Here is a 25,081-nt window from a genome sequence, read left to right as displayed (position 1 = left end):
TCTCAGAGGGGGGTGGATCCGGTGGCGCTGGTGACCTCGGGCCGCGTCGGATCGAAGCGGAGGGTCTCCACACGCCACTGCAGTTGGCCGCTCAGCCAGCTGCGCATGCCCTCGACGTGGCGGTGCAGCATGTCGATGCCGGCCGGGGGGAGTTCGGCCGCCAGCGCCGGTCCGGGGAACGTCCTGCTGAGTTCCGTGAAGCGGTCGAAACGGTCCTGGACCATCTCCCCGACCGCGTCCGCGGCGGTCTGCAGATCCGTGCCGTGCTCGTGCTGGTGGACGAGGACGAGATTGTGCGGGTCGCCGAGCAGGGCCTCCTTCTCGCAGGAGAAGAGGTCGTTGGTCCACAGGTCGGCGTCCGACAGCGCCTGGTTCATCTCGGTGAACTCCGGCAGCCGGTAGATCTCTTCGGGGATCTCGGCGTGCGTGGTCACCTCGATGAGGTCGAGATACGGCATGAGCGCCCGGCCGCGGTGGCCGATGTACTCGTCCAGGCCGGGCGTCCGGCCGGTGAGCCGGTTCTCCGCCTCCCAGACGCAGGTCTCGAAGAAGGCGCCGATGTGCCCGGCGAGCCGCGCCCGCCAGGTGTCGGAGGTGTACGGCGCGGTGCGCCGCCACAGATCGGCGTAGGCGGGCCGGAACGCCCGGGTGATCGAGCGGTCCACCGAGGCGGACGGCCCCTCGGTGACGATGCCGTCGGCCGTGAGCCAGCCGAGCACCTCGTCGCACACCTTGCGCAGCCGCTCGGGTTCCTGCCCGAGCCGGGTCTCGTCGAACTGGTCGTCCAGGACCAGCATGCAGCTGATCCAGTCCGTGACCAGCGCGAGTTCGACCGGGCCGGAGTGCGGATACGCCCGGGACATCAGGGTGCCGAGCAGCGATCGCTCGTGGTGGCGCCGGGCGCCTTCGTCGGGGACCAGGCCGAAGCGGCGGACGAAGGCCCGGGTGCTCTCCTCCACCTGGTCGGTGTAGGGACTGATCCGAGGGGGGAATTCGGCGTGGATGCGCGGCATGCGGAGGGACACACTGTTACCCGTCGTAGAAGCCTGGTGGGAGCGTCGAAGACGCGGAAGGGGCGGCTGGTCAGCCGGAGAGGCACGAGGCGTGGCGGAGGGAAGCAAGCGGGGGGGCGTTCAGGCCTGCCCGGCACGCAGCCGGTGCGCCACCGCTGTCGCACGTCCGCCGCAGGCGGGGGTCCGGCCGATGACCTCTTCCGTCGCCGGATTTTCGACGGCGATGGTCTCATCGGTGCCCGGACTGATCCAGTGGCCGTCGACATAAAGGCAGTCAAGTGGCAAGGATTCCATGTCCTGGGAAATTCTCCTTCAGGATTCAAAAGCCGAACCAGCCGGCCTTCGGCGGACGGTATACCTCGCCGATTGCCGAGGCGGTGCGTATGAAGTCCGAGTCGAGCAAGTCAAAAGATTACGTATGCATCGGCCCGGTGACTGGAGGCAACCTGAATGAGTAACTGCCTCTCGGGCGGTAGTGGCAGCCCTTCCCGGAAATTGCGACTACGGTGTCGATCTGGAATTGGCCGGTCGAGTTCGTCTTCCGATGGAGAGGCCATCAGTGTCCCCAGCTCTTATACGTCCCCAACGTTTCGGCAGCGCCTGGCTCAAGCGGTACCGGCCGGTGGCGGCCCCACGTCTGCGGCTGATCTGCCTGCCGTACGCGGGCGGCACCGCGGGCGCCTTCCACGGCTGGGCGAACCGGCTGCCCGCGGACGTGGAGCTGGTCGCGGTGCAGTACCCGGGCCGGCAGGACCGCTTCCAGGAGCCGTGCGTGGAGGAGATGGCGCCGCTCGCCGACCGCATAGCGGAGGCACTGGCGCCGCTCCTCGACCGCCCGTTCGCCCTCTTCGGGCACAGCATGGGAGCGGCGGTCGGCTACGAGGTGACGCTGCGTCTCGAGGCTCGCTACCGGGCCAGGCCACAGCATCTGTTCGTGTCCGGGCACGGGTCGCCGCTCCTGCCGCGGGGGCACACGGATGTGCACCTCAGGGACGAGGACTCGATGCTGGAGTGGTTCGGTGAACTCGGTGCGATGGACCCGGCGGTGCTCGCGGACAGGGAACTCCGTCCGCTGGTGGTCCCTTCGCTCCGTGCGGACCTGCGCCTCATCGAGACCTACCGCCCCGCCGAACACCGGCCGGTGAACTCGCCGGTGACCTCCTACGTGGGCGACGCGGACCCGAGTGTCGAGCCCGCGGACGCCGCCGCGTGGCGCGAACTCACCTCCGGGGAGTTCTCCTTCCGGGTTTTCCCGGGAGGCCATTTCTATCTGTCGGACCAGGAAACAGAACTTCTGGCCGACATCACGGAACGACTGGGAGGAGCCCCCGCATGAACGGCAACGACGATGAGTTCGCCAACCGGGTCCGCACCATCATGGTTGATGTCCTGGACCTCAGGCTGCGGCCGGACGAGATCGGCGACGGCATCTCGCTCTACTCGCCGGCGATCCAGCTCGATTCCCTCAATCTGCTGCAGCTTCTTCTCGCGGTGGAGGAAGAGTTCGGTGGCCACATCGAGGACGAGGACGTCATGGAAGCCGATCTGGAGAATGTCGGCGACCTCATCGGCCTGATACGGCGGCACGCGCAGACGCATGAGGCGGAGGGGGCCGCATGAAATCGATCCGCAACCAGTTCCTGATGGACGAGGACGACGTACCCACGCACTGGTACAACATCCTCGCCGACCTCGACGTACCGTCGGCGGAGGTGCGCCGCGCCCGCCCCGCGACGGACGAGCCCCGGGCGGGCAAACTGGCGCCCAACATCCCGCTGTCCATGTACCGGGGCAGCGTCGGGCGCCGACGCTTCGTGGAGATACCCGCCGAGGTCCGCGAGCAGTACCAGACCTGGCGCCCCACCCCGCTGATCCGCGCCCGCCGGCTGGAACAGGCCCTGGAGACGCCGGCCCACATCTACTACAAGTACGAGGGCGCCAACGCCTCCGGCAGCCACAAGCTCAACTCCGCGCTGGCCCAGGCGTACTACTACAAGAAGGCGGGCGTCGAGCATCTGACGACCGGCACCGGCGCCGGACAGTGGGGCAGCGCACTGGCGATGGCCTGCCACGCCCTCGGCCTCGACTGCACCGTCTTCATGGTCCGCGTCAGCCACGCCCAGAAGCCGTACCGCCGGGTGCTGATGGAACTCAACGGCGCCCAGGTCATCCCCAGCCCCGGCGGCACCACCGACGCGGGCCGCGAACTCCTCGCCAAGCACCCGGACAGCGCCGGCAGCGTGTCGATCGCCAATGCCGAAGCCCTGGAGTACGCCCGGACCGTCCGCAACGGACGCTTCGCCGTCGGCAGCGGCGAGAACCATGTGCTGCTGCACCAGACCGTCATCGGCGAAGAGGCACTGAAACAGATGGCGGCGGCCGGCGAGTTCCCCGACGTCGTCATCGCCTCCATGGGCGCCGGCAGCAACTTTGCGGGACTGGCCTTCCCCTTCCACCGGGAAAAGCTGAGCTCCGGCGCCGCCACCCGGCTGGTCGCCGTCGAACCCGAGGCCTGCCCCAAGCTCACCAAGGGCCGCTACGCCTGGGACTACAACGACATCTCCGGCACCACACCGATGACGAAGATGTACACCCTGGGGCACACCTTCGTCGCCCCGGGCGTCCACGCCGGAGGCCTGCGCTACCACGGCGCCGCGCCCCTCGTGAGCTCCCTGTACGACCAGGGCCTGATGGAGGCCGTGGCATACGGCCAGAAGTCCGTCTTCGAGGCGGGCGCCTTCTTCGCCCGTACGGAGAACCTGGTGCCTGCGCCCGAGTCGGCACACGCCGTCCGGGCCGCCATCGACGAGGCCGTCAAGGCCCGCGAGGAGCGCTCACCCAAGGTGATCCTCTTCAACGTCAGCGGCCACGGGCTGCTCGACCTGTCGGCCTACGACCAGTACCTGGCCGGAAACCTGGAGGACCACACCGTCTCCGACGAGCAGATCGCCGCCTCACTGGCGGCCCTGCCGGAGGCCGATCCGGTCGGCGCGGCGTCATGAACCTGAGTCCCACCGGCGAACAGCAGGCGCTCGCCGAGAAGTTGTGCGCCTTCGGCGCCGCCGAACTGGGCGGGAACCTGGAGGAGCGCGAGAAGACCCAGAGCCTCCAGCCCGGCGACTGGCAGCGGTGCGCGGACGCCGGGGTGTTCTCGCTCGCCGTGCCCACGGAGTACGGCGGACAGGGCCTGGACCCGCTCAGCTGCGCCCTGGCCCTGGAGGGACTCGGGCGCGGCTGCCGGGACAACGGTCTGCTGATCTCCGCCGGCGCGCACATCTGGGCGATGGAACTGCCGCTCCTCCACTTCGGCACGGAGGAACAGAAGCGGCACTACCTGCCCGCCCTGATGAACGGCCGGTCGGTCGGCGCGCACGCGATCACCGAGGACGAGGCGGGATCGGACGCCCTCTCCCTGACCACCCGCGCCCGGCGCGAAGGCGACCACTACCTCCTCGACGGCACCAAGCGGTTCATCACCAACGCGCCGATCGCCGATGTCTTCATCGTCTACGCCACCGTCAATCCCGACCTCGGCTTCACCGGTGTCACCGCCTTCCTCGTCGACCGCGACCAGGAAGGCATCACCGTGCAGACCCGGTTCGAGAAGGCCGGACTGCGCACCGCGCCCTGGGGCGAGATCACCCTCACCGGCTGCCGGGTTCCGGTCACGCGGCGACTGGGCGCCGAGAAGCAGGGGTCGAAGATCCTCGCGAGGGCCATGGCCTGGGAACGCTCCCTGATCCTGGCTCCCCTGCTGGGCACCATGCAGCGCCAGATCGACCAGTGCTCCCAGTACGCCCGCAGCCGGGTGCAGTTCGGCGCGAACATCGGCCGCTTCCAGTCGGTGGCGAACAGCATCGTCGACATGCAGGTCCGGCTGGAGGCGGCGAAGCTGCTCAGCTACCGCGCCGCGTGGGACCTCGCCCAGGGCACTTCCTCGGTGTTCCCCGAAGCGGCGCAGCTGAGCACCAGCGAATCGGCCGTACAGATCTTCCTCGACGCCCTGCAGGTGTTCGGCGGGCTCGGCTACACCACCGACACCGACGTCGAACGCAACCTCAGGGACGCGCTCGGCACCCGTATCTCCTCCGGCACCTCGGACATGCAACGCAAGGTGATGGCCGAGAAACTGGGCATCACCGTCGCGGCCCGCCGCCCGTATCCACGGCAGACAGGAGGCGCGCGCCATGGCGACGCTCGTTGACCGTCTGGTGCGGACCGCCGTCGAGCGGCCCACCGCGGAAGCGGTCCGCCACCGCGGAGACTCCCTCGACTACGCCGAGTTGGACCGGGCCAGCAGCGCCCTCGCCGCCACGCTCCTGGAGGCGGGAGTCGTCCGAGGGGACCGGGTCGGCCTGTGGCTGGCCAAGTCGCCCGAGACCGTGATCGCACTCCACGCGGTGCTCAAGTGCGGCGCCGCGTATGTGCCCGTCGACCCGGCGGCGCCACCGGCCCGCGCGGCGTACATCCTCGGCGACTGCACGGTGAGCGCCCTGGTCACCGACGCGGGCCGGCTCGCCATGCTGGACGAGCGCGGTGACACGGAGCGGATCGGGCCCCAGACCGTCGTGGTCACCGGCGACGAGTTCCCCGCGCCCGGCTCCGGCCCCGTACCTGCGCCCACGCCGGGCCGGACCGGCTGGCGTGCGGCGGTGCACCGGCCGGTCCCCGACGGGTTCACTCCGGTCCCCGTGGCACCGGACGACCTCGCCTATGTGCTGTACACGTCCGGATCGACCGGTGTGCCCAAGGGAGTCATGCTCTCCCACCGCAACGCGCTCGCCTTCGTCGACTGGACCGTTGCCGAATTCGGCCTCACCGCCGACGACCGGCTGGCCTCCCATGCCCCCGTCCACTTCGACCTGTCGGTCTTCGACCTTTTCGCCGCCGTCGCCGCCGGCGCCTGCCTGGTGCTCGTCCCCGAGAACCACAAGGCCCTCGGGGTGGCGCTCAACCGGCTGGTCGCCGAGGAGAGGATCACCGTCTGGTACTCGGTGCCGGGCGCCCTGATCCGGATGCTCGACGCCAAGAACCGCGAGGTGCTGGAGTCTTCCGGGCTGCGGACCGTCCTCTTCGCGGGCGAACCGTTCACCCTCAAACACCTCAGACGGCTGCGCGCCACGCTGCCCGAAGCGGCCCTGTTCAACCTCTACGGGCCCACCGAGACGAACGTCTGCACCTTCCACCGGGTCACCGACGACGACCTGGCGCCCACCAGGACCGCCGCGCCGCCGATCGGCCGTCCCTGCCCGTATGCCGGCGCGTACCTGGTCGACGCGGACGGCCGTCCGGTCACCGACGTTCCGGGAGCCGAAGGCGAACTGTGCATCACCGGCGACTCCGTGATGCTGGGCTACTGGGGTGCCGCCCCCGGTACGTCCCCCGGTGCCGCGCCCCTCCACCGCACCGGAGACATCGTCAGATCCGACGGTGCCCAGGGCTATACGTTCATCGGCCGCCGCGACCACATGGTCAAGGTCCGCGGCTACCGGGTCGAACTGGAGGAGATCGAGGCCCGGCTGCTGGAACTGCCCGCCGTGCACGAGGCCGCCTGTGTCGCCGTCCAGGACGACTCCGGCGACGCGCGGCTGGAGGCGTACCTGGTCCCCGCGGCCGGCGGCGCCCGGCCCGACCCGGCCGCGCTGCGACGCCACTGCCTGGAGGGACTGCCCCGCTATATGATCCCGGCCGTCTTCCACCTCATCGACGCCTTCCCCCGCACCTCGACGGGCAAGGTGGACCGCCGCGCCCTGACCGCGGCGGAACCGGCGGACGCACCGGACGGAGGAGCCCAGTGCGCGCCCAGGTCCTGACCCCGCGATGGCCCAGCCCGGCCCTCGGCCGGGACAAGCGCGCCAACGTCCTGCTCCCCGGCACCTACGAGGAGAACGGGCCCGGCCACCCGGTGCTGTATCTGCTCCACGGTTACGGAGGCGGCCGGAACACCTGGCTGGAACACACCGGACTGCTCTCGGCACTTGAGGACAGCCGGCTGATCGTCGTCCTGCCGGAGAGCGGCCGCCGCTGGTTCGTCAACGATCATGCGGGACTGCGGTACGAGGACTACCTGGTCCAGGATCTGGTGCCGGCCGTCGACGAGCGGTTCAACACCCTCCCCGACGGGTCGGCGCGGGCGGTCGGGGGGTTCTCCATGGGAGGCGCGACCGCACTGTTCCTGGGCCTGCGGCACCGGGACCTCTTCGGCGCAGTCCTCTCCCACGCGGGTGCCTTCGAGGCGCCACGACGCATCGGCGACCCCTACATCGCGCACCGCTCGGACCCCGGCTTCCTCATGCCCACCGTCGAGAGCCATGAACGGGTCTGGGGCCCGCCCGGCAGCGAGACCCGGTGCCGGTACGACCCGTACACGCTGATCGCAGCCGACAGTCCGCTCCCGCCGCCCGCCCTCTACCTGGACGTCGGCACCGGCGACTACGCGCGCATGGTCCGGATGAACCGGGAGGTGCGGGACGCCCTGCGCCACCGCGGCTGGCAGGTGGACTACCACGAGCGGGAGGGCGGCCACGACTGGGAGTTCGTGAACCGCGCCCTGCCCTCGTCGCTGGAATTCGTGAGCACCCGGCTCACGGGAACGACCCTGATCGGAGTGTGAGGTCCGCCCATGACGCACGCGGCGACCGACCCTGTCGTCCTGGTGACCCGTCCGCGCCCCGGCGTCGTGGTCGCCGCTCTGAACCGCCCGCACCGGATGAACGCCCTGACCGAGGACGTCTTTCGCGCCCTCGGGGACCTGTGCGCCGAGCTGCGGGAGGACAGCTCGGCCCGGGTGCTCCTGCTGAAGGGAGCGGGGGAGACCTTCTGCTCCGGATACGACATCGACGAGGTGGGCCGGGTCGCCTCGCTGGAGCCGGTGGAGCTGATGGCTCTGCTGGACCGGCAGGCCCGGGTCGTCTCGGCGCTGCGGGACCTGCCCCAGCCGGTCGTCGCCGCGGTGGACGGCGTCGCGGCCGGCGCGGGCCTCTCCCTGGCGCTCGCGGCGGACGTCCGGGTGCTCACCACACGGGCCAGGCTCCGGGCGGCCTTCGTCCGTATGGGCCTGTCCGGCGGTGACATGGGCGCGTCCTGGCTGCTGCCCCGGATCGCCGGATTCGGATTCGCCTCCGACATGCTGCTCAGCGGCCGCTTCGTGGCCGCCGACGAGGCGCTCCGACGCGGCGTCGCGAACCGCGTGACCGCCATCCAGGACCTGATGGCCGCCGCCCTGGACACCGCCGAGCAGATCGCCGGGAACAGCCCCGTCTCCCTGCGGCTGACCAAGCACATCCTGCAGGCCAACGCCGACGCCCCCTCGCTTGAGGTCGCCCTGGCACGGGAGGCGCCGGTGCAGGTGGCCGCCGCCAAGTCAGGCGACGTCCAGGAGGCGGTGGCCGCGTTCCAGGAGCGCCGCGCACCCCGCTTCGGCGTCGGACCGGACACGACGGAACACACGACGGAACACACGACTCAACACAAGGAGGAACAGGGATGACGACGGATCCGAACTGGCAGCCGGCCCTGGTGGACCCCGCGTCCGCGGGCACGGACCCGAGCGCGGACGGCCTGCTGGAGTATCTGCGCGGCACCGACCTGGACGCGCTGCTCGTACGCGAGAAGGCGGTGATCTTCCGCGGTTTCGGCATCGACGTCGACAGCTCTTACGAGGGCGTGGCCGATGTCCTGCTGCCCAACCGGCTGGCCTACGTCCACGGCAACTCGCCGCGCACCAAGGTCGGCCGGAACCTCTACACGTCCACCGAGTACCCGGCCGAGTACGAGATCTCCATGCACAACGAGATGTCCTACGCCAAGGTCTGGCCGTCCCGGATCCTGTTCCACTGCGAGGTGCAGCCGGGCACCGGCGGGGCCACCCCCGTCGTGGACGGACAGCTGTGGCTGGAGTCCCTCGACGCCGAGGTCCGCGACGCGTTCACCGCCGGGATCCGCTATACGCAGAACCTGCACGACGGCATCGGATTCGGCAAGAGCTGGCAGGCGACCTTCGAAACGGACGACCGCGATGAGGTCGAGGCCTTCCTCGCCACCGCCGACGCCGAGTGGGAGTGGCGCGGTAGCGGCTCCCTGTGGGTGAGCCAGCTCCGGCAGGGCACCCTGAAGCACCCCGTCAGCAACACGGAGGTGTGGTTCAACCAGGCCGACCAGTGGCACCCGGCGGGGCTCGGCGAGGACGCCGCCGCGCTCGCCGATGTGGTGCCCGAGGACGAACTGCCGCAGAACGCCACCTTCAGCGACGGCTCCCCGATCCCGGCCGAGTACATCCGTCACGTCCAGGAGACCGGCATGCGGCTGGCCGTCGACGTGGACTGGCAGACCGGCGACCTGCTGCTGGTCGACAACGTCGCCGCCGCCCACGGCCGCCGCGCCTACACCGGCAAGCGCCGCATCCTGGTGGCCATGTCCGACTGAGCCGGCACCGGAAACACAAGAGAGGCCCGGCGGCGATCGCCACCGGGCCTCTGCCTTGTGCGCTGCACTACTTGTCGCGGTGCACGGCCTCCTCTGCCATCCGGTACAGGCCGGTGGCCCACTCGGGCCGTACCGCGTGCCGGACGGCCTCGCCGGCCGTCGTGAGGCGCTCATCGATGATCGTCTCGACCTGGGCGCGCATGCCCGTCCTGAGCAACAGGTCGTGCAGCACCTCCGGTTCGGTGGCCGCCAGACTGTCCCCTACCAGCTCCCTGACCTCCGGCTCGCGGCGCAGCGCGATCGACATCAGCAGCGTCATCTTGTGCTGCTTGAAGTCCAGCCGGGCCGGTTTGCCGGTGGTCTCGGAGGAGCCGAAGGCGTCCAGCAGGTCGTCACGGAGCTGGAACGCCTCACCGACGGCCAGACCGTAGGTCTCGAACGGTGCCAGCAGCTCGTCGGCGCCCGCCAGTTGCGCGCCCATGGCCAGCGGCCGGTACACGGTGTAGCGGCCGGACTTGAACAGCGCGATCCAGCGGGACAGTTCCGGGTCGGGTACGAACTGGGCCGCGGCCCGCACATCCAGGAACTGACCCATCATCAGCTCGGTGGACAGCTCACCCCAGATGCGCCGCACCCGCGGCGGGCAGCCGGCAAGCAGCCGCTCGGCGTACACCAGCGCGAGGTCGCCCGCCAGAATGGCGACGCTCTCGCCGTACCGCCGGGCCTCCCCGCGCCAGCCGCTCCGCTCATGCGACCGGGCATGGACGATGTGCGCGGTGGGGGTGCCCCTGCGCAGCTCCGAGTCGTCCATGACGTCGTCATGGAGCAGCGCGAAGGTGTGCAGCAGTTCCAGGGCCGCCGCGACATCGACGATGTCCCGGGCGTCCGGATCGCCACCGCCGGCCAGATAGCCGGCGATGCAGAAGGCAGGGCGCAGGCGTTTACCGCCGCTGCCGACCATCCGGACCACACAGTCGATCAGTTCGGTCGAATCGGGGTTGAGTGCGGCCCAGGAGCGGCGCTCCTCGGCGAGGAAATCTTCGAGACGTTGCTCGACCCGAGCCAGGACGCGATTGCGGTCCTCAAGGGCGACTCCGGTGTATTCATGGCTCACCGGCAGGGCGGTCGACATGGCGGTTCTCCTGATGCCGGGGCAGCGGTCGGACGGACTGAACGAGTGCGAATAGTGCTGCTGCCGCGTGGGTGTCCACCATGTTTCTCGCACATCGACGGTCCCGGGAAAAGAGGCAGCTGCCCGTCCAGCGGCTGTCCAGATGGCCTGGTCGGGCCGTGGATAGTCTGCCGAAGAGCAAGCGGGTTGCCTCAGTGCGAAATTTGATCCCCGAAATTCAGTGGGTGAATTCAATTCAGGAGAAGAACTCCATCTTCTTCTGGTCTGCCCGCGCATCCTTAGGTGAGTTGGCGAGGAATCATGGACCGATCTCAGTCTTTCGCTGACGGCGAGCAGATACTCCCCTTGACCGGCGCGCAGGCGGGCGTCTGGTTCGCCCAGCAGGTGGAACCGGACAGCCCCATCTTCCGGGCCGCCGAATATCTGGAGATCCACGGCGCCGTCGATCCGGCCCTGTTCGAGCAGGCGCTGCGGCAGGTGGTCGCGGAGGCGGACGCCCTGCACATCCGCTTCCGGGACACCGACGACGGCCCCCGCCAGCTGGTCGGGCCGCGGCCCGAGTGGCGGCTGGAGACCATCGATGTGTCCGGCGCCGCCGACCCGCGGCAGGCCGCCGAGCAGTGGATGGACCGTGACCTGCGCCGTTCCGTCGACCTCACCGGTTCCCCGCTGTTCACCTACGCCCTGTTCCGGGCATCGGAGGACCGCTGGTTCTGGTACCACGCGTACCACCACATCCTGCTCGACGGCGTCGGCGCCTCCCTCCTCGTCCGCCGCGTCGCGCATGTCTACAGCGCGCTGGCCGACGGCACCACGCCCGAGCCGGCCGCCTTCGAGTCCGTACGCACCCTGCTCCACGAGGACTTCGACTACCGCGCGTCCGACGCCTTCCACGAGGACCGCGCGTTCTGGCGGGAGCGGTTCGCCGACCAGCCGGAGCCGGTCGCCCTCTCGCCCCGCCCGCTCCAGCCCACCGCCGACTTCATCCGGCGCAGCGGCCGGCTGCCCCGGAACGTGCAGCAGGATCTGACCCGGGCCGCCGAAAGGATCGGCGTCGCCCGGTCCCGGATCGTCATCGCCGCCGGGATGGCGTACCTGCACCGCATGACCGGTCTCACCGACGTGGTCCTGGGGCTGCCGGTCACCGCACGTACCAGTGAGAAGGCACGCAGGGCGCCCGGCATGGTGGCGAACGTGCTGCCGCTGAGGGTGGCCGTCGACTCCGGTACCACGGTCGGCGAACTCCTGGAGCGCACCCGCGCCGCGCTCCGCGAGCTCGTGCCGCACCAGCGCTACCGGGGCGAGGACCTGCGCCGCGACCTCGGTCTGGCCAACGACCACCGGCGGTTCTTCGGCCCGCTGCTCAACGTCGTCCCGTTCGACTACGACCTGCGCTTCGCCGGCCACCGTGCCGACGCGCACAACATGTCGCTCCGCCTCATCGAGGACCTGGCGATCTCCGTGTACGACCGGGCCGACGGCAGCGAGATCCGGGTCGACTTCGACGTCCACCCCGAGCTGTACACCCCGGCCGAACTCGCCGCCCACCAGGACCGGTTCATCCAGTTCATCGGCAAGGTGGCGCGCGCCCTCGACGAGCCGGGCACCTTCGTCGGACGCCTCGGCCTGCTCGACGACACCGAGCTCATGACGGCCGTCGCCGGTCCCGTGTCCGAGGCGCCCCCGGTCTCCTCCGGGCCGACCCTGCCCGCCCTCTTCGAGCGGCGGGTGCGCACCGCACCGGACGCGCCGGCCGTCGAGTTCGAGGGGACCTCCCTCAGCTATGCGGAACTCGACCTGCGCGCCAACCGGCTCGCCCGGCTGCTCGTCGAGCGCGGTGTGGGCCCCGAGGACCGGGTCGCCCTGCTGCTGCCGCGTTCCCTCGACTTCGTGGTCGCCGTGCTCGCCGTGGTGAAGGCCGGCGCGGCCTACCTCCCCCTCGATCCGGCCTACCCCGCGGCCCGTATCGACTATGTGCTCGGCGACGCCGCCCCCGCCTGTGTGCTCGTGGAGTCCGGCACCGCCGCCCTCGCCGAGGCCGCCGGCCGTCCCCTGCTGGTACTGGACAGCGCCGCCGTGCGGAGTGACCTGGCCGGCCGCGCCGGCACCCCCCTCACCGACGCCGACCGCACCACCGCCCTCACCGCCGACCACCCCGCCTACGTCATCTACACCTCCGGCTCCACCGGCCGTCCCAAGGGCGTGCTGGTCACCCACACGGGCATCCCGGACCTCACCGAGTCCTTCGCCGGACGCCTGGGCATCCGGTCCGGAGACCGGGTGCTGCAGTTCGCATCCATGGGCTTCGACGCGATGGTCGCGGAACTGTGCATGGGACCGCTCGCCGGTGCCACGCTCGTCCTGGCTCCGGGCGAGCGGCTGATGCCCGGCGACCCGCTGGCCGCGTTCACCCGCGAGGCGCGCATCACCCATGCGCTCCTGCCGCCGTCCTCCCTCGCCGTCATGGACCCCGAGGGGGACCTCCCGGGGGACCTGACCATCCTGGTCGGCGGTGAGGCCAGCTCCGCCGACCTGGTCTCCCGCTGGTCGGCCGGCCGGCGGTTCGTCAACGCCTACGGGCCGACCGAGACCACCGTGGTCGCCACGATGAGCGCACCGCTCTCCGGCGGTGAGCCGCCGATCGGCGGACCCGTCGGCCGCACCCGCGCGTATGTGCTCGACGCCGGACTGCTTCCGGTGCCGCAGGGAGTCACCGGTGAGCTGTATGTGGCGGGACCCGCCCTGGCCCGCGGCTACCTCGGCCGGGCCGCGCTGACCGCCGAGCGGTTCACCGCGAACCCCTACGGGCACCCCGGCGAGCGGATGTACCGCACCGGCGACCTGGTGCGGCAACGCCCGGACGGCGAGCTGGAGTTCATCGGCCGCGCCGACGAGCAGGTCAAGATCCGCGGCTACCGCGTCGAGCCCGGCGAGGCCGAGGCCGCCCTGCTGGAGCTGGACGCCGTCGGCCAGGCCGCCGTCGCCATCCGCCGCGACGCCTCGGGCGAACCCGCCCTCGCCGCCTACGTCGTGCCCCCCGCCGACGGGGAGATCGACCTCGCCGCGCTCCGTGACGAGCTGGCGCTCCGGCTGCCCGGCTACCTCGTGCCCGCCACGTTCACCGTCCTCGACGCCATTCCGGTCACCCCCAACGGCAAGACCGACCGCACGGCGCTGCCCGCCCCGGACGCCGACGCCGACGACCGGCCCTACAGCCCGCCGCGCACCCCCCGCGAAGAGGCCCTGTGCGCGCTCTTCGCCCAGGCGCTCGACGCCGAGAGCGTGGGCATCGACGACGACTTCTTCGCGCTCGGCGGACACTCGCTGCTCGCCGCCCGGCTGGCCCGGCGCGTCCGCGCCGAACTGGGCGTCGAATGCGGTGTCGAGGCCGTGTTCGCGGCGCCCACCGTGCGCCGGCTGGCCGAGCGCCTCACTACGGCGCGCACCGCACGCCCGGCCCTCGTTCCGGTGGCGCGCGACGGCGAGCCCGAGCTCTCCTTCGCCCAGAAGCGGCTGTGGTTCCTGCACCGCCTGGAGGGCCCCAGCGCCGCGTACAACATCCCCCTGGTCCTCACCCTCGACGGCACGCTCGACCGGGACGCCCTGGAGGCGGCGCTCGGCGACCTCACCGACCGGCACGAAGTGCTGCGCACGGTCTACCGCGACAACGGCGGCAACCCCGCCCAGCACATCCTCGCCCCCGGCGCGGCCTTCGGCTCCGGCGCCCGCCTCACCGTGGAGCCCGCCGAGGAATCCGCGCTGTCCGGCCTGCTCGCCGAGGCCGTGACTCGCCCCTTCGACCTGGGCTCCGACGTCCCGCTGCGCGCCACGCTGTTCGTCGTCGCCCCGCAGCGGCAGGTACTTCTTCTGCTGCTGCACCACATCGCCGCCGACGCCGAATCGTTCGCCCCGCTGCTGCGCGACCTCACCCGCGCCTACGAGGCCCGCCTGGCCGGGCGGGCGCCTCAGCTCGCCCCGCTGCCCGTGCAGTACGCCGACTACGCCGCCTGGCAGCGCGAGCTGCTCGGTGACGAGAGCGACCCGGCCAGCACCGCCTCTCGTCAACTCGCCTTCTGGCAGAAGGAGTTGGCGGGCCTGCCCGACCACCTCGACCTGCCCTTCGACCGCCCCCACCCGGCGAGCGTCGCCGCGCCGCCCGCCGGCCTGGTCACCCTCGACCTCGAACCGGCCGTCCACGCCCTGGTCACCGAACTGGCAAGGTCCAGCGGCAGCAGCGCGTTCATGGTGCTCCAGGCCGCGCTCGCCGCTCTGCTCAGCCGGCTCGGCGCGGGCGACGACATCGCGCTGGGCGCCCCGGTCGCCGGTCGCGAGGACGACGCCCTGGAGCAACTGGTCGGCTTCTTCAACAACACGCTGGTCCTGCGCACGGACACCGGCGGCAACCCCGCCTTCCGGGAACTGCTCGCCCGGGTCCGGCACGGCAACCTGGCCGCCTACGCCCACCAGGACCTGCCGTTCGAGCGGCTCGTCGAGGCGCTCAACCCGGCGCGGTCGATGTCCCGGCACCCGCTGTTCCAGGTGATGATCGCGATGGACAGCTCGCAGCGCACGCTGCCGACCGTCGCCGGTCTGGAGCCGGATCTGCTGGATGTGCCCAACGGCACGGCCAAGTTCGACCTGTCGCTGAACCTCCGGGAGACCTTCACGCCCGACGGCGCGGCCGCCGGGATCATGGTGGCGCTGGAATACCGCGCCGACGTCTTCGAACCGTCCACCGCGCGGGACCTGCTGGACCGCTTCGCCCGGCTGCTCACGGCCGTCGTGTCCGACCCGGACCTACCCGTCGGCGCCGCCCCGGTCCTCACCGGCGACGAGTTGCGGCAGCAGCTGGGGGAGTGGAACGCGACCGCGGCGGCCGAGCCGTTGACGGACGCGGTGGCGCGGATGCGGGCCGTGGCGGCCGACCGGCCGTCCGCGGTCGCCGTCACCGACGACTCCGGCGAGGTCACCTACGCCGAGCTGATGGCTCTGGTGGACGCCGTCGCGGGCCGACTGCGGTCGGCCGGTGCGGCGCCCGAGTCCGTGGTGGCGGTGCTGGCCGACCGCGGCCGGTGGGCGGTGGCCGGGTTCCTGGGAATCCTGGCGGCCGGTGCCGCGTATCTGCCCCTGGACACCCGGGCACCCGTGGGCCGTTCGGCGGGTCTGCTGGCGGACGCGGACGTCCGCTGGGTGCTGGCCGGTCCGGGATACCCGGACCTGGCAGCGGAGGCCGCCGCCGACCGGGCCGAGGTCGTCGCCCTGGACACCGTCGAGCCCGTGGCGGAGGCCGCCGAGCAGGCCGCCCCGGCGGCCGGTCAGCTGGCGTATGTCATCTTCACCTCGGGTTCCACGGGCCGACCCAAGGGCGCGATGGTCCATCACCGCGGCATGAACAACCACCTTCTCGCGAAGGTGGAGGACCTGGGCCTGGCGTCCGGTGACGCCGTGGTGCAGAACGCCCCGCTGACGTTCGACGTGTCGGTCTGGCAGATGATCTGCCCGCTGGTCACCGGCGGCCGGATGGTCGCCGTCGGCCAGGAGCTGTCCGCGGACGCCGTGGGTCTGTTCCGGCTGGTGGAGCAGGACGGCGTCACCGTCCTGGAGGTGGTGCCGTCCCTGCTGAGGGCGGCCCTGGACAGCTGGGACGAGGGCGCACAGGTGCCCGTACTGCCATCGCTGCGCCGGCTGGTCGTCACCGGCGAGGAGCTGCCGGGCGAGCTGTGCCGCCGCTGGTTCGCCCGCTTCCCGGCGATCCCGGTCGTCAACGCCTACGGTCCGACCGAGTGCTCGGACGATGTGACGCACGCGGTGATCACCGAGGCGTCGGACGGGGTGTCCACCTCGCCGATCGGACGGGCCATCCGCAACACCCGGCTGTACGTCCTCAGCGACGAACTGCAGCCGGTGCCGGTCGGTGTCGCCGGTGATCTGTACGTGGCGGGCGTCGGCGTGGGCCGCGGCTATCTGGCCGACCCGGGCAAGACGGCGTCCACCTTCGTCGCCGACCCCTTCTCCGCGGACGGCTCCCGGCTCTACCGCACCGGCGACCGGGTGCGCTACCGCCCCGACGGCCAACTGGAGTTCCTGGGCCGCCGCGACGCGCAGGTGAAGATCCGCGGCCAGCGGATCGAGCTGGGCGAGATCGAGGCCCAGCTGCGCACCGCCCCCGGGGTGACCGACGCGGTGGCAGCCGTGGTGCCCGGCCCGGGCGGCCATGCCCAGCTCGTCGGCTACCTGGTGGGCACCCACGACACCCGTGCCGTGCAGGACGCGGTGTCGGCCGTGCTGCCGGACCATATGGTCCCCATGGCGTGGGTGGTGCTGGACGCGGTGCCGCTGACCGCGAACGGAAAGGTGGACCGCAAGGCCCTGCCGGCGCCGGACTTCACCGCCGCGCCGAGCCGTGAGCCGCGCACCCCCCAGGAGGAGATCCTGTGCGGGCTGTTCGCCGAACTGCTGGGCCGCGACAAGGTCGGCATCGACGACGACTTCTTCGGCCTGGGCGGCCACTCCCTCCTCGCCACCCGCCTCGTCTCCCGCGTCCGTGCCGCGCTCGGCGTCGACGTCGCGGTCGCCGCGCTGTTCCGGGCGCCCACCGTCGCCGCGCTCGCCGAGGAACTGCCGTCCGCGGGTCCGGCCCGCCGCGGTCTCGCCCGGCGGGAGCGGCCCGAGACACTGCCGCTGTCCTACGCCCAGCGCGGGCTGTGGTTCATCAACCGCCTCGACCCGACGGACGGCACCTACAACATCCCGCTCGTGCTGCGGCTCACCGGCTCGCTCGACACGGCCGCGCTGGAGACCGCGCTGGCCTCCGTCGCCGCCCGCCACGAAAGCCTGCGCACCGTCTTCCCGGAGACCGACGGGGTCCCCCGCCAGCTCGTTCTCGCCCCGGAAGACGCCCGCCCCGCACTGGAAACCGTCCAGACCGCGGGACAGGACGAGACCGCGCTGATCGCCGCCGCGGCCGGACGCGGCTTCGACCTGGCGGCCGAGCCGCCGCTGCGCGCCACGCTGCTGACCGCCGGACCGCACGAGCACGTCCTGGTGGTCGTCGTGCACCACATCGCCGGTGACGGCTGGTCCACCGCCCCGCTCACCCACGATCTGTCGCTGGCCTACGCGGCCGCCCTGCGCGGTGACGCACCGGCCTGGTCGCCGCTGCCCGTGCAGTACGCCGACTACGCCCTGTGGCAGCGCGAGTTGCTGGGCGACGAGAACGACCCCGACAGCGTGATCAGCCGCCAGCTCGGCTACTGGACCGAGGCTCTCCGGGGACTGCCGGAGGAGCTGGCGCTGCCCGCGGACCGCCCGCGGCCGGCCGTGCCCAGCCACAAGGGCGGACTCGTCCCCTTCGAGATGAGCCCGCAGACGCACGCCGCGCTGCTGCGGGTGGCCCGCGCCCACGGCGTCACCCCCTTCATGGTGCTGCACGCGGCTCTCGCCGCCCTCCTCACCCGGCTCGGCGCCGGCGAGGACATCCCGATCGGCGGCTCCGTCTTCGGCCGCACCGACGAGGCCCTCGACGAACTGGTCGGCTTCTTCATCAACTCCCTGGTGCTGCGCGTGAACACCGGCGGCGAGCCCACCTTCGGCGAGCTGCTGGAGCGCACCCGGCGCACCGACATCGACGCGTTCGCCCATCAGGACCTGCCGTTCGAGCGGCTCGTCGAGGCGCTCAACCCGGCGCGCTCGATGGCCCGTCACCCGCTGTTCCAGGTCAAGCTGGTGCTCCAGAACCTGGCTCGCGCCGAGGCCGGATTCCCCGGCCTGACCGCCGGGTTCGAGCAGTACGACCCGGACATGGCCAAGTTCGACCTGCTGTTCAGCGTCGCCGAACGGTTCGACGAGCGCGGTGAGCCGGCCGGCATCACGGCCGCCGCCGGCTACTCGGCCGACCTGTTCGACCGGTCGACGGTGGAGTCCCTCACCGCCCGCTTCGTCAGGCTGCTGGAAGCCTCCCTGGCCCGGCCCGAACTGCCGATCACCCGCCTGGAGGTGCTGGCCGACGACGAACGGCACGAGCTGCTGGTGGCCCGCAACGACACCGGCCGGTGCTCGCGGGGCACGCCCGGCCGTACGCTGCCGCAGCTGTTCGAGGAGCAGGCCGTACGCACCCCGCAGGCACCGGCCGTGGTATCGGACGCCGGGGAGCTGACCTACGAGGCGCTCGACTCCCGCGCCAATCGGCTGGCCCGGCTGCTGCTGGCGCGCGGCGCCGGCCCCGGGACACTGGTGGCGCTGGCCGTGCCGCGCTCGGCCGACGCCGTCCTGGCGATGCTCGCCACCGGCAAGGCAGGGGCCGCGTATCTCCCGCTGGACCCCGGCCAGCCCGGCGACCGCGTCGCCGTCCTGCTGAAGGACGCCCGGCCGGGGCTGCTGCTGACCACCGAGGACGCGCTGGCCGAGGCCCCGCACCTCGCGGCGGGCACCGCCGAGTTCCTCGTCCTCGACGGCGACGACACGGCGGCCGCACTCGCCGGGTACGCCTGCGACGGGCTCACCGACGACGAGCGCGCCGCGCCCCTGTCACCCGCCGACGCCGCATACGTCGTCTACACCTCCGGTTCCACCGGCACGCCGAAGGGCGTGGTCGTCGAGCAGCGGTCGCTGGTGGACTACGTGACCCGCTGCGCGGCGAACTACCCCGGCCTGGCCGGCCGCACCCTGCTGCACTCGCCGCTCTCCTTCGACCTGGGCCTGACCGGCCTGTACGGCACCCTGCTCGCCGGTGGCTGCCTGTACGTGGCTGACCTGGACGAGAACCTCCGGGTTCCCGGCGGGCTCACCTTCGCCAAGGTGACGCCCAGTCATCTGCCGATCCTGGAGTCCCTGCCGGACGCCTGCTCGCCCACCGGCCAACTGGTCATCGGCGGCGAGGCGTTGCACGGCGAGCAGCTCGCCGAGTGGCGCGCCCGCCACCCCCGGACCGAGGTGATCAACCACTACGGTCCGACCGAGACCACCGTGGGCTGCCTGGACCACCTCGTCCCGGCCGGGGCGGAACTGCCCGCAGGGCCGGTCCCGCTGGGCCACCCGATGCGGAACACCCGCGTCTATGTGCTGGACTCCGGACTGCGCCCCGTCCCCGACGGTGTGGCCGGCGAACTCTACGTCGCCGGTACCGGTGTGGCCCGTGGCTACCTCGGCCGTCCCGCCGGCACCGCGGAGCGGTTCGTCGCCGACCCGTACGGTCCCGCCGGAACCCGGATGTACCGCACCGGCGACCGCGTGCGCTGGGCCCGCAACGGCGCCCTGGAATACCTCGGCCGCACCGACCACCAGGTCAAGGTGCGCGGCTACCGCATCGAACCGGGCGAGATCGAGGCCCGGTTGATGACCGCTCCGGGTGTCCGCCAGGCCGTCTGCCTGGTACGCGAGGACCGGCCCGGCGACCGGCGCCTGATCGCCTACGTGGGCGCCGAGGCCCCGCTGCCCGGCTCCGAGACGCTGCGCACCCATGTCGCCGCGGCCCTGCCCGAGTACCTGGTCCCGTCCGCGGTCGTCGTCCTCGACCGGCTCCCGCTCACCGCCAACGGAAAGATCGACCGCGCGGCCCTGCCCGACCCGGAGTTCGCCGCCGGACCGCCGGCCCGCGCCCCGCGCACGCCTGAGGAGGAGATCCTCTGCGGTCTGTTCGCCGACATCCTCGGCCTGGACCGGGTCGGTATCGACGACGACTTCTTCGCACTCGGCGGCCACTCCCTGCTGGCCATGCGGCTGCTCAGCCGGATCGCCTCGACCCTCGGCGCACGCATCGGCATCAAGGCGCTGTTCGACGCGCCGACCGTCGCCGGCATCGCCGCCCGCCTCGGCTCCGCCGACGACACCCGGCCCGCGCTGCTCCCGGCCGGCCGCGGTGAGGGGATACCGCTGTCGTTCGCCCAGCTCAGGCTGTGGTTCCTCAACCGCCTCGAAGGCCCCAACGCCACCTACAACGTGCCGCTGATCCTGCGCCTGACCGGTGAGATCGACCGCCCCGCGCTGCGTGCCGCCCTCCGCGACGTCGTCACCCGCCACGAGAGCCTGCGCACCGTGTTCCCCGAGTCCGACGGCGTGCCCCGTCAGCATGTCCTCGGTCCGGCCGAGGGAGCGCCGGCGCTGGAGGAGACCGAGGTCGGCGCGGACGAACTGGCCGCCGCGGTCGACGAGACCGTGGTGCGCGGCTTCGACCTGGTCGCCCAGCCGCCGCTGCGGGCCCGCCTGCTCACCACGGCCGGCACCGGCACCGCGGTGCTCGTGCTGGTGACCCACCACATCGCCAGCGACGGCTGGTCGCTCACCCCGCTGCTGCGGGACCTGAGCCGGGCCTACGCCGCCCGCACCCGGGGCACGGCCCCCGCCTGGCGGCCGCTGCCCGTGCAGTACGCCGACTACGCCCTGTGGCAGCGCGAGGTGATGGGCGACGAGAACGACCCGGACAGCCGCCTCTCCCGGCAACTGGAGCACTGGACCACCGTGCTCGACGGCCTCCCGGAGGAACTGGAGCTGCCCACCGACCGTCCGCGTCCGGACGCCGCCAGCTACCGCGGCGACCACGTCCCCTTCGCGCTCGACGCCGAGGGGCACGCCGGACTCGTCGCCCGGGCCAGGGCGAACGGCGTCAGTGTCTTCATGGCGTTGCAGGCCGGTCTCGCCGCACTGCTGACCCGGCTCGGCGCCGGCACCGACATCCCGCTCGGCACCCCCATCGCGGGCCGCACCGACGACGCGCTGGACGAGCTGGTCGGCTTCTTCGTCAACTCGCTGGTGCTGCGCACCGACACCTCCGGCGACCCCACGTTCCGTGAGCTGCTGGCCCGGGTCCGGGAGACCGACCTGGCCGCCTACACGCACCAGGACCTGCCGTTCGAACGGCTCGTGGAGGAGCTGAACCCGACCCGGTCGCTCGCCCGTCACCCGCTGTTCCAGATCATGCTCATCCTGCACAACATGGGCCGGCCCGAGGCCGCCCTGGAAGGACTGGAGGTGCGGGTCGAGGGCGCCGAGGCCCCCGTGGCCAAGTTCGACCTCTCCGTCAGCCTCTGGGAGCAGTACGCCGACGACGGAGGCGCGGAGGGCATCCTCGGCCAGATCGAGTACGCCACCGATCTGTTCGACCGGTCCACCGCCGAGGCCGTCGCCGACCGCTTGCAGCGCCTGCTGACCGCGGCCGTCGCGGCCCCGGAGCAGTCGATCGGCACGCTCGGCATCCTCACCGGCGAGGAGCGGCACACGCTGCTCGTGGAGCGCAACGACACCGCCCATGAGCTGCCCGAGGCATCTCTGCCCGAGCTGTTCGCCGCCCAGGCCGCCCGGACTCCGCAGGCCACCGCCCTGGTCAGCGGCACACTGCGGCTCACCTACGCGGAACTGGACGCCCGTGCGGAGCAGCTCGGCGCCGCACTGCTCGACCGGGGCGTGCGGCCCGAGGACCGGGTGGCGCTGCTGCTCGCCACACGGGCCGACCATGTGGTGGCGACCCTGGCCGTCGCCAAGGCCGGCGGTGTCTATGTGCCGCTGGACGGGCGCAGCCCCAAGGCGCGGCTGGCGCACATCCTGGAGAGCACCGGAGCCGCGGCCGTCGTCACGGACGCCACGAGCGCCGCACTGCTTCCGGACGGCCCGGCCGTCGTCGTACGCGCCGACAGCCTGCCGGACCGGGACGCCACGGACCTCCCCGCGACGCCTCCGGCGGTGACCGTCCAGCCCGACCGGCTGGCGTACATCATGTACACCTCCGGCTCCACCGGTGAGCCGAAGGGCGTCGCGGTCACCCACCGCAACGTCGCCGGGCTGGCCCGCGACCGCTACTGGGGCCACGGCCCGGACGACCGGGTGCTGCTGCACTCGCCCGTCACGTTCGACGCCTCGACCTACGAACTGTGGGGTCCGCTGCTGAGCGGCGCCCGGATCGTCGCCTCGGACGCCGACGCCACGGACATCGCCTCGCTCGCCCGCACCATGACCGAACACGGGGTGACCGCCGGCCTGTTCAGCGAGGGCATCTTCCGGCTGCTCGCCGAGAACCACCCGGAGAGCTTCCGCGGCCTGCGCGACATCTACGTCGGCGGCGACACCATGTCCGCGACCGCCGTGCGCAAGGTCCTGGAGCACGCCCCTGGAGCGCGGCTGACCAACAGCTACGGACCCACCGAGTCCACGCTGGCCGTCGTCCACCACGCGCTGACCGCCCAGGACATCGACCGGAACACCTTCCCGATCGGACGCCCGCTCGACAACACCCGGGTCCATGTCCTGGACGAGCACCTGCGACCGGTGCCGCCCGGTGTCACCGGCGAGTTGTACGTCGCGGGCGAGGGACTGGCCCGCGGCTACGACGGCCGGGCCGGGCTCACCGCCGAGCGGTTCGTCGCCGACCCGTACGGCCCGGCCGCGACCCGTATGTACCGCACCGGAGACCGGGTCAGGTGGCGCGCCGACGGCACGCTGGAGTTCGCCGGGCGCACCGACGACCAGGTCAAGGTCCGCGGCTTCCGCATCGAGCCCGGCGAGGTCGAGACCGCCGTCGCGTCCTTCCCCGGCACGGCCCAGGCCGTCGTGGCCGTACGCGAGGACCGCCCCGGCGACAAGCGCCTGGTCGCCTATGCGGTGCCCGTCCCCGGCGCCACTGTGGACCCGGCGGCCCTCAGGGCCCATGTGGCCGCGCTGCTGCCCGACTACATGGTGCCCGCGGCGTTCGTCCTGCTGGACGCGCTGCCGCTGACCCGCACCGGGAAGCTGGACCGCAAGGCCCTGCCCGCGCCCGACTACTCGGGCGGCGGCGGACGCGGCCCGCGGGGCGAGCGCGAGGAGGTGCTGTGCCGACTGTTCGGTGAACTGCTCGGCGCCCCGGACATCACCGTCGACGACAACTTCTTCGCCAGGGGCGGCGACAGCATCGTCTCCATCCAGCTGGTCAGCCGTGCCCGGCAGGCCGGGCTGGTCCTCACCCCCCGGGACGTCTTCCAGTACCAGACCGTGGCGGGGCTCGCCCTGGCCGCGGCCGAGGCGGCCGACGACGACCCGGCGGCACACGACGACGGGACCGGCTCCGTACCGCTCACCCCGATCATGGAATGGCTGCGTGAACTGGGCGGCCCGCTGGCGGGGTTCAACCAGTCGGTGCTGCTCCGGGTGCCCGCGGGACTCACCGGGGAAGGACTCGACGCCGCCGTGCGGGCACTGCTCGACCGGCACGACGCGCTGCGCGCCCGGCTGGACCGCACCGATCCCGGCCGCTGGAGCCTGGAGATCGCGCCGGCGGACGGGACCGGAGCGGCCCGGCACATCCGCCGTGTGGACGTCTCCGCGCGGCCGGACACCGAGCTGGCCGGTGTGCTCGCCGAGCAGGCCGAGGCGGCCCGCCGCGAACTGGACCCGGACGCGGGCGACATGCTCCGCGTGGTCTGGTTCGACGCCGGCGAGGCCCGGGACGGACGTCTGCTGATGCTGGCCCACCACCTGGTGGTGGACGGGGTGTCCTGGCGCGTCCTGGTCCCGGACCTGATGTCCGGCTGGCTCGCCCACACGGCCGGCCGTGACATCGCCCTGGAGCCGGTCCGCACCTCGTTCCGCACCTGGGCGGAGCGTCTCGTCGAGCGCGGCCGCGGCACCGCTGCGGAAGCCGAACTGCCGCTGTGGGAGCGCATGACGGGGGCCCCGGACCCCCGGCTCACCGCCCGGCCGCTGGACCCCGCCACGCACACCAAGGGCACCGCCCGGCACCGTACGGCCGTCCTGCCGGCCGAGCGCACGCAACCGCTGCTCGGCACCGTCCCCGCCGCCCTCGACGCGGGCGTGGACGAGGTGCTGCTGACCGGCTTCGCCCTGGCACTCGCCGAATGGCGGCGGCAGCGCGGAACCGGCGGCGGCAGCCCGGTGCTGATCGACCTGGAGAGCCATGGCCGGGACGAGTCGGGCGCGGCCGATCTGTCCCGCACCGTCGGCTGGTTCACCGCCATGCACCCGCTCCGGCTCGACCCGGGCGCGCGCTGGCACGAGATCAGGGACGGCGGCCCCGCCCTCGGCACCGCACTGCAGCGGATCAAGGAGCAGCTGCGTGCCCTGCCCGGCAAGGGAGTCGGATACGGGCTGCTGCGGTACGTGAATCCGCGCACCGCCGCCGTACTGGCCGACGCGCCCGGTCCGCAGATCGGCTTCAACTATCTGGGCCGGGTCCGCGCCGACCGGAACGGACCCGCCGACTGGGGGCCGGCGCCCGAGAACGTGCATATCGCGCCCACCGACCCGGACCTGCCGTTCGCCCACGCGCTGGAACTGAACGCGGTCACGCACGACCGCGCCGACGGCCCGCAGCTGAAGGTCACCTGGTCGTGGCCGGACGCTCTCTTCGAGGAGCACGAGATCGAGGCCCTGACCGACCTGTGGTTCACGGCCCTGGACGCGCTGGTACAGCACGCCGCCGACCCGGTCACCGGTACCCGCACCGGTGATCCCGCCCCGGCCGACGTTTCCCTGGTGGACCTCCTCCAGGACGAGATCGATGAGCTTGAGTCCGAGTGGAGTGAGTGAC

At 72.2% G+C, this 25,081-nt stretch carries 12 protein-coding genes; 9 read left to right on the top strand and 3 right to left on the bottom strand.

Features of this window, described 5'->3' with window-relative positions; translation table 11 throughout:
• Positions 1–2: 2 nt before the first annotated feature.
• Both AB0I10_RS13635 and AB0I10_RS13630 read right to left on the bottom strand, forming a co-directional pair.
• Positions 3–959 (bottom strand): hypothetical protein, encoded by a 957-nt coding sequence (locus AB0I10_RS13635; protein WP_363152606.1) that lies wholly within the window; start codon positions 957–959, stop codon positions 3–5.
• Positions 960–1,133: 174 nt separating this feature from the next.
• The gene (locus AB0I10_RS13630) at positions 1,134–1,307 is read right to left on the bottom strand and encodes a hypothetical protein (protein ID WP_363152605.1); all 174 of its coding nucleotides are present in this window, start codon (positions 1,305–1,307) and stop codon (positions 1,134–1,136) included.
• Between the two features lie 265 nt (positions 1,308–1,572).
• Here AB0I10_RS13630 and AB0I10_RS13625 point away from each other — a divergent pair, with 265 nt between their 5' ends.
• Genes AB0I10_RS13625 through AB0I10_RS13590 form a run of 8 tightly spaced genes read left to right on the top strand, consistent with a single transcriptional unit; the run spans position 1,573 to position 9,437 of the window.
• On the top strand, positions 1,573–2,349 hold the full coding sequence (locus tag AB0I10_RS13625) for an alpha/beta fold hydrolase (RefSeq protein WP_363152604.1): 777 nt from the start codon (positions 1,573–1,575) through the stop codon (positions 2,347–2,349).
• Positions 2,346–2,633: a phosphopantetheine-binding protein gene (locus AB0I10_RS13620; protein ID WP_363152603.1), complete on the top strand. Its 288-nt coding sequence runs from the start codon at positions 2,346–2,348 to the stop codon at positions 2,631–2,633. Before AB0I10_RS13625 ends, AB0I10_RS13620 begins: the two co-directional genes overlap by 4 nt.
• Positions 2,630–4,015, top strand: coding sequence for a TrpB-like pyridoxal phosphate-dependent enzyme (locus tag AB0I10_RS13615; protein ID WP_363152602.1), 1,386 nt, complete (start codon positions 2,630–2,632; stop codon positions 4,013–4,015). The genes AB0I10_RS13620 and AB0I10_RS13615 overlap by 4 nt, the downstream gene beginning before the upstream one ends.
• A complete protein-coding gene (locus tag AB0I10_RS13610; protein WP_363152601.1) occupies positions 4,012–5,217 on the top strand; it encodes an acyl-CoA dehydrogenase family protein in 1,206 nt (401 codons plus the stop codon). The genes AB0I10_RS13615 and AB0I10_RS13610 overlap by 4 nt, the downstream gene beginning before the upstream one ends.
• A complete protein-coding gene (locus AB0I10_RS13605; RefSeq protein WP_363152599.1) occupies positions 5,201–6,826 on the top strand; it encodes an amino acid adenylation domain-containing protein in 1,626 nt (541 codons plus the stop codon). Before AB0I10_RS13610 ends, AB0I10_RS13605 begins: the two co-directional genes overlap by 17 nt.
• A complete protein-coding gene (locus AB0I10_RS13600; protein WP_363152598.1) occupies positions 6,808–7,626 on the top strand; it encodes an alpha/beta fold hydrolase in 819 nt (272 codons plus the stop codon). The genes AB0I10_RS13605 and AB0I10_RS13600 overlap by 19 nt, the downstream gene beginning before the upstream one ends.
• Positions 7,627–7,635: 9 nt before the next feature.
• Positions 7,636–8,502 carry an enoyl-CoA hydratase-related protein gene (locus AB0I10_RS13595; RefSeq protein ID WP_363152597.1) on the top strand — a complete coding sequence of 289 codons (867 nt, stop codon included), beginning with the start codon at positions 7,636–7,638 and terminating at the stop codon, positions 8,500–8,502.
• Positions 8,499–9,437 carry a TauD/TfdA family dioxygenase gene (locus AB0I10_RS13590; RefSeq protein ID WP_363152596.1) on the top strand — a complete coding sequence of 313 codons (939 nt, stop codon included), beginning with the start codon at positions 8,499–8,501 and terminating at the stop codon, positions 9,435–9,437. Before AB0I10_RS13595 ends, AB0I10_RS13590 begins: the two co-directional genes overlap by 4 nt.
• Before the next feature lie 67 nt (positions 9,438–9,504).
• Here the strand turns inward: AB0I10_RS13590 and AB0I10_RS13585 are convergent, their stop codons facing one another.
• A complete protein-coding gene (locus tag AB0I10_RS13585) occupies positions 9,505–10,569 on the bottom strand; it encodes a polyprenyl synthetase family protein (protein ID WP_363152595.1) in 1,065 nt (354 codons plus the stop codon).
• A 300-nt stretch (positions 10,570–10,869) separates the two neighbouring features.
• Between AB0I10_RS13585 and AB0I10_RS13580 the strand changes: the two genes are divergently transcribed.
• Positions 10,870–25,080 carry an amino acid adenylation domain-containing protein gene (locus AB0I10_RS13580; protein WP_363152594.1) on the top strand — a complete coding sequence of 4,737 codons (14,211 nt, stop codon included), beginning with the start codon at positions 10,870–10,872 and terminating at the stop codon, positions 25,078–25,080.
• Position 25,081: the final 1 nt, after the last annotated feature.

The sequence above is a fragment of the Streptomyces sp. NPDC050636 genome, from assembly GCF_040654775.1.
Taxonomy (GTDB): Bacteria; Actinomycetota; Actinomycetes; order Streptomycetales; family Streptomycetaceae; genus Streptomyces.
The sequence above is the reverse complement of the archived record's forward strand: the minus strand, read 5'-3'. Positions and strand labels throughout refer to the sequence as shown.

Excerpts from the sequence above, each read along its gene's own strand:
- AB0I10_RS13630 (WP_363152605.1), bottom strand. The coding sequence starts at position 1,307 with ATGGAATCCTTGCCACTTGACTGCCTTTATGTCGACGGCCACTGGATC.
- AB0I10_RS13620 (WP_363152603.1), top strand. The coding sequence starts at position 2,346 with ATGAACGGCAACGACGATGAGTTCGCCAACCGGGTCCGCACCATCATG.
- AB0I10_RS13615 (WP_363152602.1), top strand. The coding sequence starts at position 2,630 with ATGAAATCGATCCGCAACCAGTTCCTGATGGACGAGGACGACGTACCC.
- AB0I10_RS13610 (WP_363152601.1), top strand. The coding sequence starts at position 4,012 with ATGAACCTGAGTCCCACCGGCGAACAGCAGGCGCTCGCCGAGAAGTTG.
- AB0I10_RS13605 (WP_363152599.1), top strand. The coding sequence starts at position 5,201 with ATGGCGACGCTCGTTGACCGTCTGGTGCGGACCGCCGTCGAGCGGCCC.
- AB0I10_RS13595 (WP_363152597.1), top strand. The coding sequence starts at position 7,636 with ATGACGCACGCGGCGACCGACCCTGTCGTCCTGGTGACCCGTCCGCGC.
- AB0I10_RS13590 (WP_363152596.1), top strand. The coding sequence starts at position 8,499 with ATGACGACGGATCCGAACTGGCAGCCGGCCCTGGTGGACCCCGCGTCC.
- AB0I10_RS13585 (WP_363152595.1), bottom strand. The coding sequence starts at position 10,569 with ATGTCGACCGCCCTGCCGGTGAGCCATGAATACACCGGAGTCGCCCTT.
- AB0I10_RS13580 (WP_363152594.1), top strand. The coding sequence starts at position 10,870 with ATGGACCGATCTCAGTCTTTCGCTGACGGCGAGCAGATACTCCCCTTG.